The organism is Ruegeria sp. CF5, assembly GCF_056537325.1.
In genome coordinates this window covers 244,243-263,586 of sequence record NZ_JBQFRI010000006.1, presented here as the reverse complement: position 1 = coordinate 263,586, position 19,344 = coordinate 244,243, and the positions used below count along the sequence as shown (strand labels likewise).

The following is a 19,344-nucleotide window of genomic DNA, read 5'->3' as shown; positions in this document are numbered from 1 at the left end:
GCCAAGGTCCGGGCCGAAGTCGCCGCCCTCTGCGCCCGCTTCCCGATCTATCCAAATCTGTGAAGAGACCCTCTTTGAGACACGCAAACGGCGCCACAATGGCGCCGTTTCTTGTTTAGACACAACAGTTTCATTCCCCAGCACTTTGGAGTGGAACGTCTAGATTTCAGATTTTGGGTCGGTCAGGACCTCTTCCAGCAACTTTTCATTGCGTGCCTCTTCAATCCGGTTAATGCGGTCTTCGGCCGAACGCGTGTCAAAGCGGTATTTGACAACGTTAATCAGGCTTAGCGTCAAAAGAATGATGCCCATTCCCCAGTACCCCTTTGTCGCCAGCGGTACATCCGTGGAAAGATAAAGTGAAATACCAAGCAACGCATATGCTATAGCAACCCCGGCACCGTTCAGCATAAGGATCAAGGCGTTTTCATTACGACCGGTCATTTGAATTCTCCTGTTTAATTGGTTCTGTAATTCGGAAAGGCAGTTGCGCTCAGTCTTTCTTCTGTTCCATCAGACGGCTTAAGACATCCTTTGCGGTCGAACGGCTTTTTGGCCCATATCCAGCTTCTTCAAGACGAGATGCGATCCCCGCGTGGCTCAGGCCGTCGTCGATTTCCCGCAAAATCTCGGACTGCTCGAATGGATCGTCCTGCTGCAAAACCCGTCCGATGAGTGTTTCGGCCTCATCAATGGGGCTGTCGCCGCCAAGATGGCGGTTCAGCTTTCGCTGCAGACCCTGTTCGCGTCGAACCGCACGCGCGGATTTGGCGCCTTGCTTCAGGTCGACAATGCGACGGCTTGCGGCCTCGGTCGTTTGGCGCAGCTGTAAAATACGGGCATCCAGGCGTTCAACCGTTTGACCGCGCAAGGTGACCTCGTTCTCAAGGTCGGCAATTGCCTGAGCGGCACTTTGCGCCAAGTCATCGCGTTCATCTGCTAGCGCCTGCCGGGCAGGGAGCATCAGATCGTCAATGCGCGCCCTCAACCCGTCAACCTGCCGGGTTTCATTTCGCTGCCGCTGTATCAAGCTAGCCAGGGTTAGTTTCGCAGCTTTCAGATTTTGCTCTGCTTCGCGAATTTTCTGGTCGATCAGCTCAATTGAATAGGTGTCACGCAATTGCTCTTCGGCACAGGCATTTGCGCCGACAATCAAGGTTTTCAATGTGCCAAACATGGGTTCCTCCAATATGAACATTGTTCATGTAATGGAGGTAGCAATTCTATGAACGTCGTTCAATACTTTTCTTGAACACCGTTCAGGAAACTATTTGTTTCCAATTCTGGAAAGAACCTGTGCGATCATGCGTTCGATCTGTTCGGGCGGGACGCCCGAAATCCGGTTTTCCAGCCCCAAAGTCACAATGCCATGCACCGAAGAAAACAAGGCACGGGTCATCAGATCCAGCTCGGCCCTGTCCAGTTCGGGGAACAATTCGGCAACAGGTTCAGCGATATAGGCAAACAGCCCTTTCAGGGCGTCCCGGTACCATTCCGGCACCGGCCCATCATCGGACATTTTCAGATCAAAAAGCGCGCGCCAGAGATTGGTATTGTCGTCGGCGAACCGCAGATAAGCATTGCTCATGACAATCAGACGCTTCACCGGTTCTTCGCCGCCATCGAATGAACCAGATACCGCTTCTCCCAAATCGCGAAAGGTGCGGCCATTCACGGCCATGACAATAGCGTTCAGGTCTTCGAACGCATTGTAAATTGCACCCAAAGCACAACCGGCGTCTTTGGCAAGATCCCGGGCTCTCAGCTCGCCCAAACCGTCGCGTGCGATCCGGGATTCAGCTGATTCAACCAGTTTTTCGCGCAACTCCGCGCGCCGTATCTGGGATTTGGATAGCATATCGCCCCTCTGCCTGAACCGCGTTCAAAGTAGCCCGGGCGTTTAACAAGCGAAAGGTCAGATCAACCCGCGCCACCAAAGAAACAAGAGAACAAGCACCGCCAGAACCAACAGGTTGAAGGTTAATCCGCCCAGCATCCCCAGAAACCAGCCCCACCTGCGATCCGCAAGGTCAATCGCCCTAAGGTGTGTTTGCACGTCGTGGGATGCCTTGATCAAACCCGGGGTATCCAAAATCATGCGAAGTTTCGGGTGTTCAGCCATTTGCTCGGCGCTGGCCAGCGTCATCGCCTGTGCATAGACCCGACGGGGCAAACGTCGCTTTACCCGGCGAACCGATGCCGCCAGCGTTTTGCCACGCACGCCGAGTTTCTTGCGCAACAGCAAGATGGTTTCGGCGATCTGGGTCTGAACCTCGGTATCCTGCTGCATTTCGCGCCTCCTGACGGGGTAATGTAGCCCCGCCAAAGCGCGGCCACAATGGGGGTGGCAGTTCCCGCGAGGCCCGGCTATCACCAAATCATGCTCAACACGATCATTCATGGCGAACCGACCTCCCTGCCCCCTTTACTGATTGCACACGGCCTGTATGGGTCGGCCAGAAACTGGGGTGTCATTGCAAGACGGCTGTCCGACGAACGGCAGGTGGTCGCCATTGACATGCGAAATCACGCCTACAGCGATTGGACACAGGCGCATGACTATGCCGCGCTTGCCTCGGATTTAGCCGAGGTGGTCGAAAACCTCGGTGGCGTCGCGGATGTGGTCGGTCATTCGATGGGGGGCAAGGCATCAATGATGCTGGCTCTGCAACACGGGCAACTTGTCCGCAAGCTGGTGGTGGCCGACATCGCCCCGGTGACCTATGGCCATAGTCAGATCAAATACATCGAAGCCATGCGTGCGGTCGACATGTCTGCGGTTGAACGCCGTTCTGACGTGGAACAGCAACTTGCTGAATTAGGGGTCGAGAAGGCGCTGCAGAGCTTTTTCACCCAATCGCTAGACGTCGCCGGAAAACGCTGGCGGCTGAATCTGGATGTTCTGGCCGCCGAGATGCCCAAAATCATGGGCTTTCCGGATATCGATGCAACGTGGCACGGATCGGCACTGTTTTTGTCAGGGGCAGAATCCGACTATGTCCTTCCGGAACATCGGGCCAGAATCCGCGCGCTGTTTCCAAACGCCCGGTTTGCTAAAATACCGGGCGCAGGTCATTGGCTTCACGCGGAGAAACCCAGAGAGTTCGAGGCGGCGGTCAGAACGTTCTTGAACGCCTGATTACTAACCGCCTTGATACAATCGCCTTGCGACCAGCCAGGAAACCGGAGCCGCAATCGCCCCCCCAACGCCGGCGGCCCAAAGTATGGCCGACACCGATACCAACCCTGCGGACAGAACCGCGATTACCGCTGATCCGGCAATTGCGGTAGCAATCAGTGAATAAAGCATGGCTGCCAAACGTAGCATGGCCGTAGTCCTTTTGTTGAGCTTCGGCCATTACATTGGAGTACGCGAATATGTTTGGCTTTGACATGCATCAGATCAACAGCCTACATCCCGGCATCAACCGGAGCGACCATTTCTCCACCACCGTTCTGCCAATCCGAAATGCCTCCCAGATTGTAAACCTGCTCGTATCCCATATCCCTGAGCAATTTGCCTGCAAGTGCCGCACGGCCACCTGACGCACAATGCAATACAATGGGTCGGTCCTTGCGCAGTTCGGCATCGTGAAACGGCGTGCTGGAATCCGCCCGAAATTCCAGCATGCCACGTGGAATATGATGAGATCCAACCGCCCGGCCTGTGCGCTCCAACTCGGGCGCGTCCCTGACGTCCAGCAGCAGGCCCCCCTGCTCTATCAGTTCTTTCGCCCTGGCAACGTCAATGCGTTCGACCACGGCGTTTGCGGCTTCCATCATGTCTTTGACCGTCAATGTCATATGCAGCATTCCCTGAACAGTTTCCCAAGAAATATCATGCGAGTTTTGGAATGTGTAGACGCTGATTGACACTAGTTGAAGGTAAGCCGCGGTCGTCCACCAAACTCAGTGTTCGCGAAACGCGCGTGACATGCTGTCGACGATTGGCTTGGCGATATAGGCTGCAAATGTTCTCTCTTCTGTCTGTATCATGATTTCGGCGGGCATTCCCGGTGTGGGAATAAAACCGCTAACCCGATCCATTTCATCAAGAGATAGCGAAATGCGGGCGAGATAGACCTCTTTGGGTACCCCCGCCGACTCTTCCATCAGCGCATCCGCAGAAACATAGAAAACCTCGCCATTCAGTACCGGCGTCGTGCGTTGGTTCAACGCAACCAGACGCACTGTCGCTTTCTGGCCATGGACGACACTGTCAATTTCGGTACGAGGTATCTGTGCTTCGATGATCAGAGGAGCGTCAGATGGAAGTATTTCAGCAATGGGTTCGCCCGTTTCAATGACGCCGCCGGATGTATGATAATGAAGGCGAACGACCGTACCAGCCACCGGTGCACGAACCACCGCGCGATCAAGAACGCTGCGTGCCTGCCGCGCCTTTTCGCGTACACTTTCCAGATCGGCCTCGATAACGCTCAGCTCATCAAGCGCAACTTCTCGATATGCAGATTGGGTACGGGCTATCTGTTCCTCGTACTTCAGCAACATCTGGCTGATTTCCGAGGCCTCGGCCTGTAGCCGGGCAAGTTGCCCCTCAGCCTCGGCCTGTACCCTCCTGATTGTGTTCAACTCGCCCTTTCGGACCAGACCTTTTTCGAACAGAGCATTTTTAGTGTCGAACTCTTCCTGCAGGATTTCGGATCGCCGGGTCATGGAAACAAGCTGTGCCTCGAACCCGCTTTCCCTGATTTTCAATGCTTCGATATTACGCGACAGCAAGGCAATATCGTTCAGCAGTGTCTTGCGTGACACCTCAAAGCTCAGCATCTGATTGTCCAGAATGGTCAGGATTTCGGCATCGTCCGAAGCAGCAACCAGTTCCTGAGAGAACGTCAAACGGTCCTGCTCCCGGTACTCGGCCAGCAATCGTTCTGCCATCGCCTGAAGGCGGATCTTGCGAACAAACAGCTCGCGCTCATTCGACTCCGCCGAGGTCTGATCCAGCGTCATGAGGATTTGCCCCTGCTCGACGGCCTGTCCTTCCAAAACGCGAATTTCCTCGATTATCCCCCCCTCAAGGTGTTGTACGATCTTGTTGCGACCGGTCGCGACAAAGCTGCCCTGAGCGATAACAGCAGCGGCAAGCGGGGCGCGGAACGACCACACGCCAAAACCTCCGAAACATACCAGCAGCATGACCATTCCTATAACGATCAGGCGATTGATCGAACGCGGTACCTCTGCATACCACTGCGACGAGTCTTCGATTTTTGCCAGTTCAGTCATTTGCTCCCCTCAGCCGCGCAGTTCAGGCTTGTTTCGAGGTCCCTTCAGTTGCTGCATCACCTGTTCACGCTCGCCGAACAGCGCAACGCGGCCGTCAGTCAACAACATGATCTTGTCGACCACGTTCAGAAGCGTCGGCTTCTGAGTAATCACGATCACGGTGATCTTGCTGTTTTTTGCCTGCTCGATCGCGCGGGCCAAAGCCTTGTCGCCCGCTACATCCAGGTTCGAGTTCGGCTCATCCAGCACCACCATTTGCGGATTGCCAAAGAATGCACGCGCCAGAGCGATGCGTTGCTTTTGCCCGCCTGACAGCGGGGTGCCGTCCGCGGCGACAACCGTTTCATACCCTTGTGGCAGTGTGGCAATCATATTGTGGACATCGGCCAGAACAGCAGCATCGTGTATCTGTTCGTCTGTCGCATCATCGCGCATCCGACCAATGTTGTCCTTGATAGTGCCGGGAAACAGTTGCACGTCCTGAGGCAGGTAGCCGATGCTTTCACCGAATTGACGCGGATCCCAGTTGCGTATGTCCATCAGGTCCAGCCGGACACTGCCGGACGTTGGCAGGATCGAGCCGACCAAGGTCTTCCCAAGGGTCGTTTTCCCGGCGCCAGAATTACCGATAATGGCCAGCGTCTCGCCGGGGTTCATCGAAAAGGTAATCCCGTTCAGCACGACGCGTTTGGTTCCGCCGGGAACATAAAGCAGACGCTCAACATCCAACCGCCCCTCGGGTCGCGGCAGGCGCAGTTTTTCATGCTGCAAGGCCGAGTTCGCCAAAAGGTTTCGAATCCGATCATACGCGCCACGCGTCAGAAGGAACGTATTCCACCCTTCGATTGATCCCTCAATCGGCGCAAAGGCGCGGCCCGCAATGATCGAAGCGGCGATTACCATGCCCCCTGTGATCTCTCCCTGAAGGGCCAGAAAGGCACCCCAGCCAAGGATGCCGATCTGCGTCAGCAACCGCACCGCGCGGGATATGGCGGCAAAGATCACGTTCCGGTCCTGTGCCCGAACCTGCCATGTCAACGAGGTCGCCGTGTCGCGCCCCCAGATGCGAACGGCCTCAGGGATCATGGCCAGCGCATTGATGATCTGGCTGTTTCGCGACATCGAATCCAGATGCATGTTGGCCATGGACTGCGCCCGATTTGCCTTGGCAAAAGGTTTGGCCGTCATTCTCTGGTTGATCAAAGCAATGGTCATCAGCAGCAAGGCGGTGACGATAACGATCATCCCAAGTTGGGGATGCACCAGAAAAATCATTAGAATGAACAAGGGCGCAAAGGGTACATCAAGAAAAGCAATCAATGTGCTGGAGACAAGAAAACCCCTCACCTGCTGCAAATCTCCCAACGTCTGATATTCGCGCCCGGTCCCGTGCAGCGACGCATGAGCTGCGGCGCTGAGGATCGGTGCCCCCAACCGGGCGGCCACTTCGACCGCCGTTCGCATCAACATGAACCGCCTGACCGCGTCAAAAGCCGACTGAAAGATAACTGCGCCCGCCACAATGGCCGTCAGCATGATCAGAGTATCCAGAGAGCGGCTGGTCAGAACCCGGTCACTGATCTGAAACAGATAGATCGGAATGGCCAATATTAGGATGTTGGTCGCGCAGGTGAGGACCAGAACGAAACTCAGATTGCGCCGGATCGCGCGCATCGAAATGCGCAGGATTTTCTGAAAATCTTCCGGAGGAGTTCGTCTGTGGAAATTTTGGGGTGGCCCATTGCCTCCGCCTCCGCCGGAATTTGACGGTGGCAGCGGCTGGTTCGCCTTGGCCTCGATCGTGGTACCGACCCGATCCTTAGCCCCCGTCGGCGCAGAGGGGGTCGCTCGCGCCTTTGATTGCGGGTTGGCATCGGGTTTGGGGCCTTTGGCGCTGGCCACCCCAGTGCCGTCACCCGCCATGTCTTGTTCTGCCGCAGGTGGCGGCGGCGCGCGCCGTTGAGGAGGTTCGACGCGCCGAGTGGAACTGGTCGTTTCCGATGAATTGATTTGCTCATTGTCATCGGAGGTGGGTTCACCGGATTGCTGCTCACCTTGTATGTCAGAGAGTTGCTCGGCCCCGGTGTCCAAGCGGCCCTCATTCTCAGAGGAGGCATTCTTTGCCGGTTCGTTTTCCTCGTGCCCCAATGATTTAACTGGTTCCGTTCGGGCCGGATTTTCCACACGCATCCCACCGGAAAGTCGCAATGCAGTCATGCCTTTGGCTTCGTCGGCGCCTTCAGGACCTATCGGTTCAATCTTGTCGCTTTGCTTAAGCGGCAACGGGCGACCGCCTCCGTGCCGGTCAAGCGGGCTGGCGTACCGGGTTCGGCGCGATGAAAATATGATCGACATACTCAAACCTTATGATCACTCGTATTCTTATCGCCCAAAATCAGGCCAGCATGCTCTGCATGCCATCCGACTCGACGAGCGTTTTATCTCCGACAGCTTCCTGATCATCGGGGCCTTGCGATCCGGGCAACGAATTCGAGTCGGTCGGATCGTCCATCAGGAAGGCGACGGCCTCGTTCACCAAATCGTCACCGTTGTCATCCTCCGGCGTGTCAATCAGGCTGGCCTGATGCAGCAGCAAATCCGAATAGGTTTCGGAGTTTGCCATGACCACAGAATCGATGCCAAGTTTGTTGATGCTGGCTGAGTTGAGAATTGCATTGCTGCCTGCAATTACGTCCGTGTCTCCGGCGGCCGCCCCGGTCAACTCAACATCATCCTGATCGGCCAACATGCTTACTTGTTCAAAAATGTTGACCTGCAACAGGCTGCCATCAACTTTCAGCACCCGCATTTGTTCAAGCCCTGCAAACAGGGGATCGTTGAGCAAGGCCTCTTCCAGTGCGTCCTGATTTGTTTCAGGCAGCGCCAGAACGTCCGCCATGGCCTTGTCCATATCCTTGTGGGTGTCCTGACCCTGCGAATTCAATGTCGCGTGGTTCATAACCAGGTTCTCGTCCCCAGCCCCTCCGGGACCAGGCATCCCGCCATCGACCACGTCATCATCCATCAGAACAATCGTCTGGAACATCATATCCAACGAGATCATGTCGCCGCCGATCATGATCAGGTCATAATAGCTGCCAAGCTGCATAATATTATCCAGATTGGTCAGTTGATTATCGCCCATCGCGAAATACGATGACGACGCAGACACTTCGGTATTTATGTGATCGATGTCCGTTGCATCTATGACTTGTTTGATGAAATTCGCGACGACCAGATCCCCCTGTATCCAATCGACCGAAATAAATGAGGGTTGTTCACCATCCGATTGCGCATCTGCAATCCAGGCCGCCGGGTTTGACTGCATATCGATCTGAGCTGCCTGAACGACGTTTGTGCCGCTTCCACAGCCGTGCGATCCCTCGTCCATATCCGATACGACCGCCACCTGACTGAACATGGTCAGGTTGATCGATTGCCCGCCCAAAGCAATATAGGGGGCATCGACCCAACCAACGGTAACGTTGATCTCGTTAATCAGCAGGTTGCCCCCTGTGATGACTGTATGCCCATCCTCGATAACCGGCTCGGGACCCTGCTCCCATTCATCGGGATACGGGGTGGGTGACTGATCATCCTCGTCAGAGGTTTCTTCCGGCTTGTGGTAAGCGGGCAGTAGGTCATTCCAGACCGGCATTTCATCGACGTATTCGCCGTTTACGATCACGCCAATCGCATCAGCACCGTGAAATTGATGAATTGTCACACCTTCAACTTCAGCGGACAAAGGCTGAAGCATCTCTTGCGCCAGTGCTTCTACCTTATCGACCGACAAATAGTCAGAAACCGACAACGAAGGTGCTGACATTGCGTGAAGCGACAGCGCAACGTCCAAAGACTGCTCGGCCTCGGCAATCAAGACGTCTGTATCCCTGAAATCGCCCTGTCCAAGCGTGTCGTTGTCACTCAGGAAAAGGTATTGCATCGTATAGGTTACGACAGACCCCAACAGCTCGCTTGAACCTTCCGGAGTGTGTTCGACATAAGTCACCTGCCCGGCATTCGCACTCGCACTGTCATTACCGAAGAAATCCACCTGAGGTATTACAGTTTCAGGAGCTGTCGGCGTTCCCAGCTGAATTGTAGTTCCATAGCTGACGTCACCGGGCGGAGGGGGCGCGTCAGGCAGTTTCTGGGGCTCTTGGAACCGGTAAGGTGTAAGTTCAATTTTTACCGGATCTGGTTCCAGCTTGGCGCTTATTTTTATCGTGGTCGGATCGTCTAACTGATCAAGCTCGGCCTTTTTTCTGTAGGCCGTAAATTCATCATACTGATCCCGAAGTCTGGCCTGCTCGACCGTGAGCTCAAATGTTCCGATAAAATGTGCAATTGTTTCCGTAATACTATCGAGAGACATGTCGGTTTTCCCTGTCCCCCGCGCCGGGCTGATTTCTCCGGTTTGGGTTAAGCTGGGCCGAGGCCGCAACAAACGGCCTCGGCGTTTTCATTAATGCTTGTCGGGACCCGTATTGGTGGTTCCCGGCAATTGTTTTAGACCTCGGTGTCGTCGCTTGCGTAAGACGACGTCATCGAACCGCCAACCATGGTGGTATCGACCGAGTTACCAAGCACATTGGCACCCATGACGATCGTCTGGTTGAAGGCATCTGTGTCGACCACCGCTGCTGCGGACGCATAGGATTCACCGGTCACGACGCTGTCGCCACCATTGTTGGACCCCCAGTTGCCGCCGTGGCCGCCGTTTCCACCATCACCGGAATTTGCGCCTGACGCCTGACCACCTTTGACGTTGCCGCTTGCGGTGTCGCCAGACATGGCATCTGTCATCGACTTGCCGCTGGTGCCGCCGGTGGATGTCGAGCTGCCACCGCCTCCGCCGCCGCCAGTGTTGGCTGCGCCAGTTGCATCACCCGAGCCAGCCGAGCTTGCATCATTGTCGGAGTTGGCTGCACCACCATACCCGGCGATGGCTTCGGCCATGCTGTCCGACGTGCCGTCGGTATCCGAAGATGCAAACACATCTGCCGCGCCACCGGCACCGGCAGTGTTGGCCGCATCCGCAGAACCCGCGCCACTACCGGCCGAGTCAGCAGTCGATGTACCCGATCCGCCTGCACCGGCAGTGCCGTCTGCAGTCGAAGTACCGGTACCCGTGCCATTGGCCGCGCCGTCAGTCGTATTGCTGCCGCCTGCCCCGCCGGTTCCATCTGTGTCCTGGGCGGTATTGGCCGCACCGTCAACATTACCCTGGGTTTGGTCGATGTCCGGGCCGCTCGCGGATTGGTCACCTACGGCCTGCGAGTCAGAGTTGGCCGCCGAGCTGCCACCGGTTCCTGTTCCACCGGTTCCGCTACCGCCAGTTCCGGTGCCACCGGTTCCGGTTCCACCAGTCCCTGTGCCGCCGGTGCCGCCAGTAGCATCGGCTGTGTTGCCACCGCCGGTTGTTGCGTCTGCGTCGCCGTCATCATCACCTTCTTCAGCTTCTTCATCATCATCGGTGATTTCATCAAACAGTGCTGCAACGGCCGCTTCTACAAGTCCGGCAAATCCGCCGTTGGCGTCGCCACCGTTACCGTTGCCGCCGTCGCCATTGCCACCATTGCCATTGCCGCCGTCGCCATTTCCACCATCACCGTCTGCAGTGCTGCTGGATGTAGAGTCGGAAGTACCGTCCGCATCGTTGTTACCAGCGGTCGCATCATCAGCCGATACGTCATTGTCGGTGCTGTTGTCGGCAGAACCATCGTTGTCTGCATCACCGTTTCCGCCGTCTGCTCCGTCCGAAGCCGAGTCATTATGTGCGGCACCAAAGCCCATGCCACTCGAATCTGTATCGGTGTCACCGCCATCGGCGCTGCTGTCTGCACCGGCCCCCGAAAGACCAAGACCAATACCCAGCCCCAGCGAGTCTGCGCTGCCGCCGGTTCCGCCGGTTCCATCTGCATCGGTATCTGAACTGTTGGAGTTGTCGGACGCTGAATCACTGGTGCTGTTGCCACCTCTTCCGCCGTCGCTGTCACCGTCAGAACCTGCACCGGACAGGCCTAGGCCAATACTTGCGTTACCGGCTTCACCAGATGCACCACCGGAACCTGCGTCGGCATCCGAACCAGCATCACCCGAGTCGCCACCTTGCGCCCAAGCAGCGCTACCTTGGGTCGTGCCACCCTGGGCGTTGCCGCCATAAGAGTAGCCACCTTGGCCTGAGGCGCCGCCACCGGTTGACGTGCCAATTCCCTCTTGTGCATTGGCGGTACCGCCGTTTGCATTGCCGTTCTGGGAAAAGTCGCCATCGTTTGAAACAGTAGCATCTTCGATATAGTCATCGTCGTACAGGCTGGCCACCTGGTTGTTGACAGATGCCATGTCATTCCCGGCACCATTCATCGTGATGTCAAGGTTCATGTCATCGCCGGGATCGTAGTCCAGATTGCGCCCTGCGGTAATCACGTCACCGACAGTGGCAGAATCGCCAAGATCCAGATCCACCTGATCATCATCACGCGGAATCCACTCGCCTTCGCCGAAGTCAATATTGACAGCTGTGCTGTTGTCGATGTCGTTGCTGTCGTCACCGCCATTCACGTTTTGCTGCTGCTGACCCTGTTGCTGGCCCTGCGCCTGATCCTGGCCCTGGTCCTGACCCTGATCCTGACCCTGCTCATTCGCGTTATCCGATGTCTGAGCCTGGCCCTGACCCTGATGTTGCGAATCTGACGTATCTACGGTGTTGTCGTTATCAACTGTCTGATCTTGCTGTTGATCTTGCGAATTCGCGTTTGCATCAACGTTGGCTTCTTCGACCTTAATTTTGGTCTCAAAATCAGCTTTCAGATGCTCTACTTTGATTTCGTCTACGGTTGTGACGTTGGCGTTGTTAGTATTGCGTTTCATTGTAATTTTCCATTCTACATAACGCCAGTCCACCATTCATCTGACAGGCGGCATACAGCGTTTTTGGTTTGAAAAATCTTCATCCGAACACGATTTCAGGTTCGCATGAAGTACGAACATGTTCTGGTTCGTTTTCCGTCACCTCCAATCTCGGCCCAGCCGATAATCGTCCGTGCGGGAATTTCGCTCTAATACGCGGCCGCAGGCACGTCAGGTTCAACGATGCTTCTGTAATTGAAGCCTTACTATCGTTGCAGTTGAAGGCGGCAGTGGCTAGCTGACCGAAAGATCAGTTCCATCTATATATTTGTTAATTAACAATTATTTTGATATTCGCACAAAGTCCGAACTGATAGATTGGGGAAATTCAACAAGCATTACACAATTCACCAAAAACCTAATACTTTGAGATAGGTAGGAATGAAATAATTTTCAGGCAGACTACCCAAAAGTAATAGGTTTGGTTCTAGATCAAAAACAAACCGTTGAAGATTTCGGAACTTTCGGATATGCTAATAGGCTAATTAATTAGATGATTCAGGCATTTTTCAGCGTGAATATTCTGCGCTGATATTCATTGGTACCATGTTCCCGGTGCCGGATTCCTTTGCAGATGGAGGAAGCCGTGAGTTTACCATTGGCAAGTGAAAATTCTAATGGAATTGAACATCAAGACGATATTCCGGTCTTATTCATTGGAAAAGAATTGTTTTTTTCCAATCAAACACTGAGAAATGTCCAGAGTGAGTTTGGCGTTACAGCGCGTCGCTGCGATTGTCTGGGGCAGGCTCCTGACATCACCGACGTCGACATCTCTTCGCTCAGGATGCTGGTGGTAGATCAGTCAATGATCGAAGACCTTCTGAGCAAACCGCAATACTATGTCAAAGCGTCCGGATCGGGATGTCTTTCTTTTGCATACCGATCAGAAAGCGCCGCCAGATCACTGTTCGAACGTTGGGACAGACAGAGATACGGTGACATCGGATACTTGCCGATGAATGTCGGACCAGATGTCTGGCGGGCCGTTCTGCGCCTGTTGATGAATGATCAGAAATACTTGCCTGCCTGCTTCGCCGAATGCGTCAATCCGAACACTAATGGAAGGGCCGCGCCTGGTTCTGCAACGGAAGAGCGGCTGGAACCTTCACCACCTGATACACGGAATGAGGCTCTTTTTCACAAGCTGACACGTCGTGAGAAGCAGGTGCTACGCCTCGTGTCACACGGAGAAAGCAACAAGATCGTCGCATCGAGGCTAGGAATAACAGAGCACACCGTAAAGCTGCACATGCACAACGTAGTGGGAAAGATTGGCGTGAACAATCGGACCGCCGCGGCGCATTTCTATTTCGAGGTCGCACCGGAGACGGCACGGCAACAGCACATTGACCAGTGACGTAGAGAACCGTTTCGACCAGTTGATTTTGCTCGTTGGTCGCCTGAACTACATGTGGACCAATACGGAAAGCCTGTTGATCCATCTGATCGCCGGTTTATCTGGTACCAACAAGGATGTGGCCGTGATCATCTTTCTCACGTTGAACACAACTCGGGCCCGTGTTGATTTGGTCGAAAGGCTGGCAAAAATGGAAGGGCAGCAACCATCGGTCCGTGATCCGATCCTAGAACAAACCCGCCGCTTGTCCAAACTCTCAGGGGTCCGCAACAAGTACAATCACTGCATATACTCCTTTGATCCGGACAGCGGAAACCCCAAGACAATTCTGATGCGAATTGCAGATCGAAAAACTGACATCAAACTCGGGCGTGCAGACACAATCGATGACGCGGCAATCTCACAGATCGAAGGTGCGATTTCGCAACTCACGGCTGCCAATCAGGACATCTGGCGCCTGATCGGGAAACTTGGGTTCCCGACCTGACCGCCTCGGCCTTTTTTTGCCCGCGGAGCAGAATTAACCAATGCGCCACGTCGCGATGAACAGAGTTGCAGATTTGAAGATATTTCTCGGTACTGAGGAGCACTTATTATGGAAAAGATATCTGTAAGGACAAAAGTCAGTGAAGATCAGTCAGTATGCTCGATTGACCTGAAAATTGAAGGAATGCACCTAGGCGAAATCCTGTTGGATGCTGCCGAATTAGAACGTCTGATTCACAAACTCGCAAGCGCCAGGGCCAGATTGGCCGAGCGTGTTCCCCCTTCGCTGGACCCTGGTTCACGGCTCGTGGCAACACCCAACCCGGCTTGGTTGGTGCCCGACCCGCCATGGGAGAACCAAAGGCTATTAGCCATCCGCGATCCGGGCCTCGGCTGGCTTGGCTATTTATTTCCCTTGGCTACGGCCAAAGAAATCGGCGACCGCCTGGTACATTCGGCAGTTAAGCCGGATCAACAAAACTGTGCTGTTTCAAAACGCGTGCATTCAACCCCGGCAACATTGAGGCGCACCTCTACAGGCAGAATTCCACTGGTCCTTGATCCGGAACACGTTGAAAAATAAAGCAGGTTCGTGGCTTCGTTTGGCAGCAATCAAATACAAAGGGTGTATGACAACACATTTTTTTTGGCTATTATTCGGCGCGCGGAAACCCGTGCTATTGGATATTATTTAGACGGTCGGTAAAAACCTCAGCCCTACGACTTTAATACTGATCAACAAAAGCTCTTGGCATGAACCTTGCCCAATATGGGCAGTGATGCAGTCTTCGATCCAAAGGCATGCCCATTCTTTACCAGCACACGATTGCGAGGCAATCTGCCGATACTTGGAGTGGTAAAATTACTCCATCAGTATTGAGATCGCCCGATCACGTGAAATCCAGAGTTTATTGGAACCCTGCATTCTTCATCAAACAGACACAATTCAGCCATTTGATGAGGCTACGAAACAACTGCGGCGCGTCATGATTTCTTATGACGATTTAAATGAGGGGGTACGAGTTCGGCGCGTCGCACCACTTACCGGGTCATGGTTGCAGACCTCCGACTTAACAGTTTTAAGGTCAGGGCTGGGTAGGTTTTGAATTTCATCCGCCAGCATTCGATGGCAAGTTGCAACAATGTACAGGATGAAACCCGGGGTTAAAAAAGACCCCGAACGCAGATGGGCGCTGCCAGATAGAGCTTTCTTCGGGAACGGTGCCTGCCATATCCTTGCAGGCGTCTATTTGCAGCTATCGCCGCTTCCTGGGTTCTTCGCGGAACGCATAATTCCCAACGAGGGATTTGCAGGGAACCACATCTACGTAACCGACGGTACCATCGCATTCGATTATCACGGTTATACGATCAGAAACCGACTGGTCAGGTATTACACAAACAACTGGGCTGGCGAGTACCCGGAGGGGTGGAACTGCATGCTGAAGAAAGTGGAGTTCAACCTGCTGTGCACGTCGGAGTTGAATGCGAGAAAAATGCTGGGCCCAGACCAATTCAGGTACGATCCGGTACCACGCGCCAGAGACTACCTTTCCCGGATCGACCACGAGAATGCGGCTATCAAGGCGCTACGCAAGCACAGTATTGGTTAGATTACTCAATCCAATGGAATTTTGCGGTGCAAAAACCTCAACCTACTTCAAGCATTCGAAAGGAAATGTCACAGCAGCTATTTCTTCGAATCCAAATTCAACAGCTTCCAAATTTTCGCACTGTCAGGAATTATCAGCTGCCACCGAGAGGCGCACGAGACGAAGACTATCTTCAGAAACAAATAAAGGTACGTACCCCCGCAATCGGTTGGTTTTACCATACAAATACGGGATAAATGGTGCCCCCACACGGACTCGAACCGCGGACCTACTGATTACAAATCAGTTGCTCTACCAGCTGAGCTATAGGGGCACTTTCTAGCTTCGTTGCAGCGCCATAGCTTGATCCATACGTTCTCTGGATCGGGTTGCGGTGCTGCTCAGCATCAAAAGTCAGGGCTTAATCTGGAACGCGGTTACCCTTCTATTCCTGACTACGCCTCACTGGATGAGCAGGCATATAGGACAAAAAAAACTGCCCCGCAACCCGCTAATTTTCGCCTTTGAAACTCGTTAAAAAGCCCCATGGCTGGCCGCGCAAAGCTACAAAAAAAAGACGAAACTCCCCGCCGTGAAAGACTCGCAGCTCTAAAGTGCACATCCAAAACTTGCGCCTGGCAACTTCCATTCGTTTGCGGCGCCGCATATTTGACTGCAGGTGGCGCAAATAGTAACCCGAATTCCGGTGGTATTAGCGAGCGAAGACGAAAATGCAGTTGGTATTTCATACAGGTGCTCACGCGACTGACGAAAGGCTCCTTCTGAAATGCCTGACGTCCAACAAGGAAATGTTGCAGAAGCACGGCGTCATCCTTCCGCGACTAGGCCACTACAGACCAGTGTTCCGAAAGGCATTTGACACGATCGGCTCCGAAGCACCGCCAAACAGAGTAAAAAATGACCTGCTCGAAGCCATGTTGGAGGGCAACCAGGCCGACCGTGTTGTGCTTTCTCACGTTCAGTTCTTTGGCACACATTCAGCGGCGATCGGGAACGGGCGCTTCTATCCGTTGGCCGGTCCTCGCATGGCATTTTTGACAAGCACTTTTAGCGATGACCAAGTTGAGTGGTTCATGGGGCTGCGAAATCCGGGCAGCTTCATTCCCAAGATCCTGATGGCCTTGCCCGAGAAACAGCGGGCTGAAATCATTGCGGATACAGACCTTAGCACTCTGAGCTGGGCAGACATGGTCAAACAGGTTCGAGAAATGGCACCTGATGTGAAAATCACACTTTGGTGCAACGAAGATACGCCCCTGATCTGGGGCGAGATCCTGTGTGCAATGGGCGGGTTGAAGCCGGGAACACCGATACGCGACGAGTTTTCCCTGCTGGCATCGCTGTTGTCAGACAGCGGTAAACAGGAGTTGCTTGCACTTGTTCGGCAAAATCCCGGTCCGATGACACCTGAGCTGACAGAACAGATTGCTGATACGTACGCCCGGCACGCGCAAGAGGACATGCTCGAGGAAGAGCTGGGCTTGCCAGACTGGACCGAAGATGTGGTCGAAGCTTTTTCCGAATTGTACATCCAGGACATCGCACAGATTGAGGCGATGCCGGGGGTTCGGTTCATCAAACCAACGCTACCCGCTTGAGCCGAAACAAAGATGTTTGCTCGACCTTTGCGCGGGTACCGTACAGTCGAAATCAGGTCATACCCAAGGCTTCTTTGTACATTTCGATCACAGCTTCCTGTTCGGCCAGATCGTCTTTGTCTTTCTTTCTGATGCTGACGATGCTGCGCAGTGCACGGGTGTCGTAACCGCGCGATTTGGATTCGCTGTACACTTCCTTGATCTGATCGGCGATGTCTTTCTTTTCAAGTTCAAGACGCTCGATCCGCTCGATGAATTGACGTAATTCGCCTGCGGTTACCTTATAGCTGTCGTCGGGGCTGCTTTGATCCATTGTCGGACTCACCTCTTCTGGGGATTTCTTTCAGGTGCAAAATCGCGGAGAAACAACGCGGGAAATTCTGGGGCAATGAGCGGGATACATTGCTGCCGCGTTGGCCGCAAGCCAACAATCGGATTGCTTGGGCAAGGCTTGTACCAACGCCAGCAATCCGCTAAGCGGCGAGATGCCCGCACGACAAGCCTGAGGTCATCATGTTCGAAATCATCATCTGGAGTGGCGCAGCCCTGTCACTGGCCGGTCTCACCGGATTGCTCTGGTGCATCCTGCGGGTGATGAAGGCGCGCAAGGCCGGGCTGTCGGACGACGAACTGCGTGCTGCCGTTCAGGGCGTCCTGCCGTGGAACCTGGCCTCGCTCTTTCTGTCTGTAATCGGGTTGATGCTGGTCATCCTGGGCATTTCGTTCGGATAACCGCAACTATCAAACCGGCAAATTGTCAAACTGCGCTTCTATGGCATCTTCGCACAACGCTGCATCCAGGCGGCGCAACCGAGACGGAATGTGAATTCCGTTCACCCGCATCCTTTCAAGCACTTTGCTGACCGAAGGTTGCAACTCCAGGCGCGTATCAAGGCAAGCACCTTTCAACTTTTGCTCCAAAAGTTCGACTTCCCTATTGAGATCCTGTGCAAGCATCTGACTCCTCCCCTGTTCTGCAAGCCTGACAGATATAGGTAACGGCAATAAGACTGACACGCTGCTCACCGCGCGATATGCGGAAAATCGCCCGGACCTGCACACAAATTCGGCAAATCACCGCGCTTCGAGTATTCTTATATCAGAATCCCAACAAGTTGGTATTGACCGATATCAACCTTCACACCCGGTCTGACTGGAAAGGTCATTGCATCACATTCCATTCTTAATATATGTATATCCGGAGTAATGATGGAGACACGCATGACGCCCAAAGTGAAAGCTTTCTTCGACAATGCGACCTTTACGGTGTCCTACGTCGTACAAGAACCCGAAGGCACAGCCTGTGCCATTGTCGACAGCGTACTGGATTTTGACCACGCCTCTGGCCGGACCAACACGTCATCGGCTGATGAAATTATTGAATACGTTCAAAATAATGACCTGAAAGTCCATTGGATTTTGGAAAGCCACGTGCACGCTGACCACTTGTCGGCCGCGCCGTATCTGCAAGAGAAACTGGGTGGTAAGATCGGTATCGGCAAGAATATCACCATCATTCAGGATACGTTCGGCAAGGTTTTCAACGAAGGTACAGAGTTCCAGCGGGACGGCAGCCAGTTCGACGCGTTGTTTGTCGAAGGCGACAGCTTCCACATCGGTCAGATGCGTGGTGACGTTCTGCACACTCCGGGCCATACGCCGGCTTGTCTGACATACGTGATCGGCGACGCGGCTTTTGTCGGGGATACATTGTTCATGCCGGATTTCGGCACGGCCCGCTGTGACTTTCCGGGCGGTTCGTCCGCTGAACTTTATGCTTCCATTCAGAAAATCCTGTCGCTGCCCGATGAAACACGGATTTTTGTAGGACACGACTACAAGGCGCCGGGGCGCGATGAATACGCGTGGGAAACAACGGTTGGAGAGCAAAAGGCGCTGAACGTTCATATCGGTCAGGGCCGAAGCATCGAAGAGTTCGTTGAAATGCGGGATGCCCGTGACGCGACACTGGACATGCCCCGACTGATCCTTCCGTCGTTGCAGGTCAACATGCGCGCAGGCCAGATGCCTCCGGCGGACGAAAAGGGCGATGTTTTTCTGAAACTCCCGGTGAACAAGCTCTGAGTTCCGGAAGCTCGCGCGGAATTAGAAGGAACACGAT

20 protein-coding genes and 1 tRNA gene are annotated in these 19,344 nt (G+C 54.1%); 8 read left to right on the top strand and 13 right to left on the bottom strand.

Going from position 1 to position 19,344, the window contains the following annotated elements; genetic code table 11:
* Positions 1–159 precede the first annotated feature (159 nt).
* The 4 genes from ACR0NW_RS15940 to ACR0NW_RS15925 all read right to left on the bottom strand — a co-directional run bounded on the left by ACR0NW_RS15940 (position 160) and on the right by ACR0NW_RS15925 (position 2,290).
* Positions 160–444 carry a YiaA/YiaB family inner membrane protein gene (locus ACR0NW_RS15940; RefSeq protein ID WP_480450983.1) on the bottom strand — a complete coding sequence of 95 codons (285 nt, stop codon included), beginning with the start codon at positions 442–444 and terminating at the stop codon, positions 160–162.
* A gap of 49 nt (positions 445–493) precedes the next feature.
* Entirely contained in the window at positions 494–1,177 is a 684-nt protein-coding gene (locus ACR0NW_RS15935; protein ID WP_480450984.1) for a PspA/IM30 family protein, read from the bottom strand.
* A gap of 90 nt (positions 1,178–1,267) precedes the next feature.
* A complete protein-coding gene (locus tag ACR0NW_RS15930) occupies positions 1,268–1,858 on the bottom strand; it encodes a TetR/AcrR family transcriptional regulator (protein WP_480450986.1) in 591 nt (196 codons plus the stop codon).
* A 57-nt stretch (positions 1,859–1,915) separates the two neighbouring features.
* Positions 1,916–2,290, bottom strand: a complete 375-nt coding sequence (locus tag ACR0NW_RS15925) for a hypothetical protein (RefSeq protein WP_480450988.1) — start codon at positions 2,288–2,290, stop codon at positions 1,916–1,918.
* A gap of 90 nt (positions 2,291–2,380) precedes the next feature.
* On the opposite strand from ACR0NW_RS15925, the gene ACR0NW_RS15920 reads away from it, so the two are divergent.
* A complete protein-coding gene (locus ACR0NW_RS15920) occupies positions 2,381–3,139 on the top strand; it encodes an alpha/beta fold hydrolase (RefSeq protein ID WP_480450990.1) in 759 nt (252 codons plus the stop codon).
* A 3-nt stretch (positions 3,140–3,142) separates the two neighbouring features.
* Here the strand turns inward: ACR0NW_RS15920 and ACR0NW_RS15915 are convergent, their stop codons facing one another.
* The 6 genes from ACR0NW_RS15915 to ACR0NW_RS15890 all read right to left on the bottom strand — a co-directional run bounded on the left by ACR0NW_RS15915 (position 3,143) and on the right by ACR0NW_RS15890 (position 12,126).
* The gene (locus ACR0NW_RS15915; protein WP_170651526.1) at positions 3,143–3,328 is read right to left on the bottom strand and encodes a hypothetical protein; all 186 of its coding nucleotides are present in this window, start codon (positions 3,326–3,328) and stop codon (positions 3,143–3,145) included.
* Positions 3,329–3,411: 83 nt separating this feature from the next.
* Positions 3,412–3,804 (bottom strand): rhodanese-like domain-containing protein, encoded by a 393-nt coding sequence (locus tag ACR0NW_RS15910; RefSeq protein ID WP_170652559.1) that lies wholly within the window; start codon positions 3,802–3,804, stop codon positions 3,412–3,414.
* 105 nt (positions 3,805–3,909) lie between these two features.
* Complete coding sequence (locus tag ACR0NW_RS15905; RefSeq protein WP_480450992.1) at positions 3,910–5,250, bottom strand: HlyD family type I secretion periplasmic adaptor subunit; 1,341 nt, start codon at positions 5,248–5,250, stop codon at positions 3,910–3,912.
* A gap of 9 nt (positions 5,251–5,259) precedes the next feature.
* The gene (locus ACR0NW_RS15900; RefSeq protein WP_480450994.1) at positions 5,260–7,605 is read right to left on the bottom strand and encodes a type I secretion system permease/ATPase; all 2,346 of its coding nucleotides are present in this window, start codon (positions 7,603–7,605) and stop codon (positions 5,260–5,262) included.
* A gap of 40 nt (positions 7,606–7,645) precedes the next feature.
* On the bottom strand, positions 7,646–9,628 hold the full coding sequence (locus ACR0NW_RS15895; protein ID WP_480450996.1) for a type I secretion protein: 1,983 nt from the start codon (positions 9,626–9,628) through the stop codon (positions 7,646–7,648).
* Between the two features lie 134 nt (positions 9,629–9,762).
* Positions 9,763–12,126 carry a hypothetical protein gene (locus ACR0NW_RS15890; protein ID WP_480450998.1) on the bottom strand — a complete coding sequence of 788 codons (2,364 nt, stop codon included), beginning with the start codon at positions 12,124–12,126 and terminating at the stop codon, positions 9,763–9,765.
* 613 nt (positions 12,127–12,739) lie between these two features.
* Here ACR0NW_RS15890 and ACR0NW_RS15885 point away from each other — a divergent pair.
* The 4 genes from ACR0NW_RS15885 (at position 12,740) to ACR0NW_RS15870 (ending at position 15,624) form a co-directional block, all read left to right on the top strand.
* On the top strand, positions 12,740–13,525 hold the full coding sequence (locus tag ACR0NW_RS15885; protein WP_480791883.1) for a helix-turn-helix domain-containing protein: 786 nt from the start codon (positions 12,740–12,742) through the stop codon (positions 13,523–13,525).
* Entirely contained in the window at positions 13,515–14,012 is a 498-nt protein-coding gene (locus tag ACR0NW_RS15880) for a hypothetical protein (protein WP_480451000.1), read from the top strand. The genes ACR0NW_RS15885 and ACR0NW_RS15880 overlap by 11 nt, the downstream gene beginning before the upstream one ends.
* A gap of 108 nt (positions 14,013–14,120) precedes the next feature.
* Complete coding sequence (locus ACR0NW_RS15875; protein ID WP_480451001.1) at positions 14,121–14,594, top strand: hypothetical protein; 474 nt, start codon at positions 14,121–14,123, stop codon at positions 14,592–14,594.
* A 559-nt stretch (positions 14,595–15,153) separates the two neighbouring features.
* Positions 15,154–15,624 carry a hypothetical protein gene (locus tag ACR0NW_RS15870; protein WP_480451002.1) on the top strand — a complete coding sequence of 157 codons (471 nt, stop codon included), beginning with the start codon at positions 15,154–15,156 and terminating at the stop codon, positions 15,622–15,624.
* A 237-nt stretch (positions 15,625–15,861) separates the two neighbouring features.
* On the opposite strand, the gene ACR0NW_RS15865 is transcribed toward ACR0NW_RS15870, so the two are convergent.
* Positions 15,862–15,937, bottom strand: a tRNA-Thr gene (locus ACR0NW_RS15865).
* Positions 15,938–16,334: 397 nt separating this feature from the next.
* On the opposite strand from ACR0NW_RS15865, the gene ACR0NW_RS15860 reads away from it, so the two are divergent.
* Entirely contained in the window at positions 16,335–17,222 is an 888-nt protein-coding gene (locus ACR0NW_RS15860; protein ID WP_480451004.1) for a hypothetical protein, read from the top strand.
* Positions 17,223–17,274: 52 nt separating this feature from the next.
* On the opposite strand, the gene ACR0NW_RS15855 is transcribed toward ACR0NW_RS15860, so the two are convergent.
* Positions 17,275–17,535 (bottom strand): DUF2312 domain-containing protein, encoded by a 261-nt coding sequence (locus ACR0NW_RS15855; protein ID WP_170651516.1) that lies wholly within the window; start codon positions 17,533–17,535, stop codon positions 17,275–17,277.
* 200 nt (positions 17,536–17,735) lie between these two features.
* Between ACR0NW_RS15855 and ACR0NW_RS15850 the strand changes: the two genes are divergently transcribed.
* Complete coding sequence (locus ACR0NW_RS15850) at positions 17,736–17,954, top strand: hypothetical protein (protein WP_170651515.1); 219 nt, start codon at positions 17,736–17,738, stop codon at positions 17,952–17,954.
* 9 nt (positions 17,955–17,963) lie between these two features.
* On the opposite strand, the gene ACR0NW_RS15845 is transcribed toward ACR0NW_RS15850, so the two are convergent.
* Complete coding sequence (locus ACR0NW_RS15845) at positions 17,964–18,179, bottom strand: hypothetical protein (RefSeq protein WP_170651514.1); 216 nt, start codon at positions 18,177–18,179, stop codon at positions 17,964–17,966.
* Positions 18,180–18,443: 264 nt separating this feature from the next.
* Between ACR0NW_RS15845 and ACR0NW_RS15840 the strand changes: the two genes are divergently transcribed.
* A complete protein-coding gene (locus tag ACR0NW_RS15840; protein WP_480451006.1) occupies positions 18,444–19,307 on the top strand; it encodes an MBL fold metallo-hydrolase in 864 nt (287 codons plus the stop codon).
* The last annotated feature ends 37 nt before the right edge of the window (positions 19,308–19,344 follow it).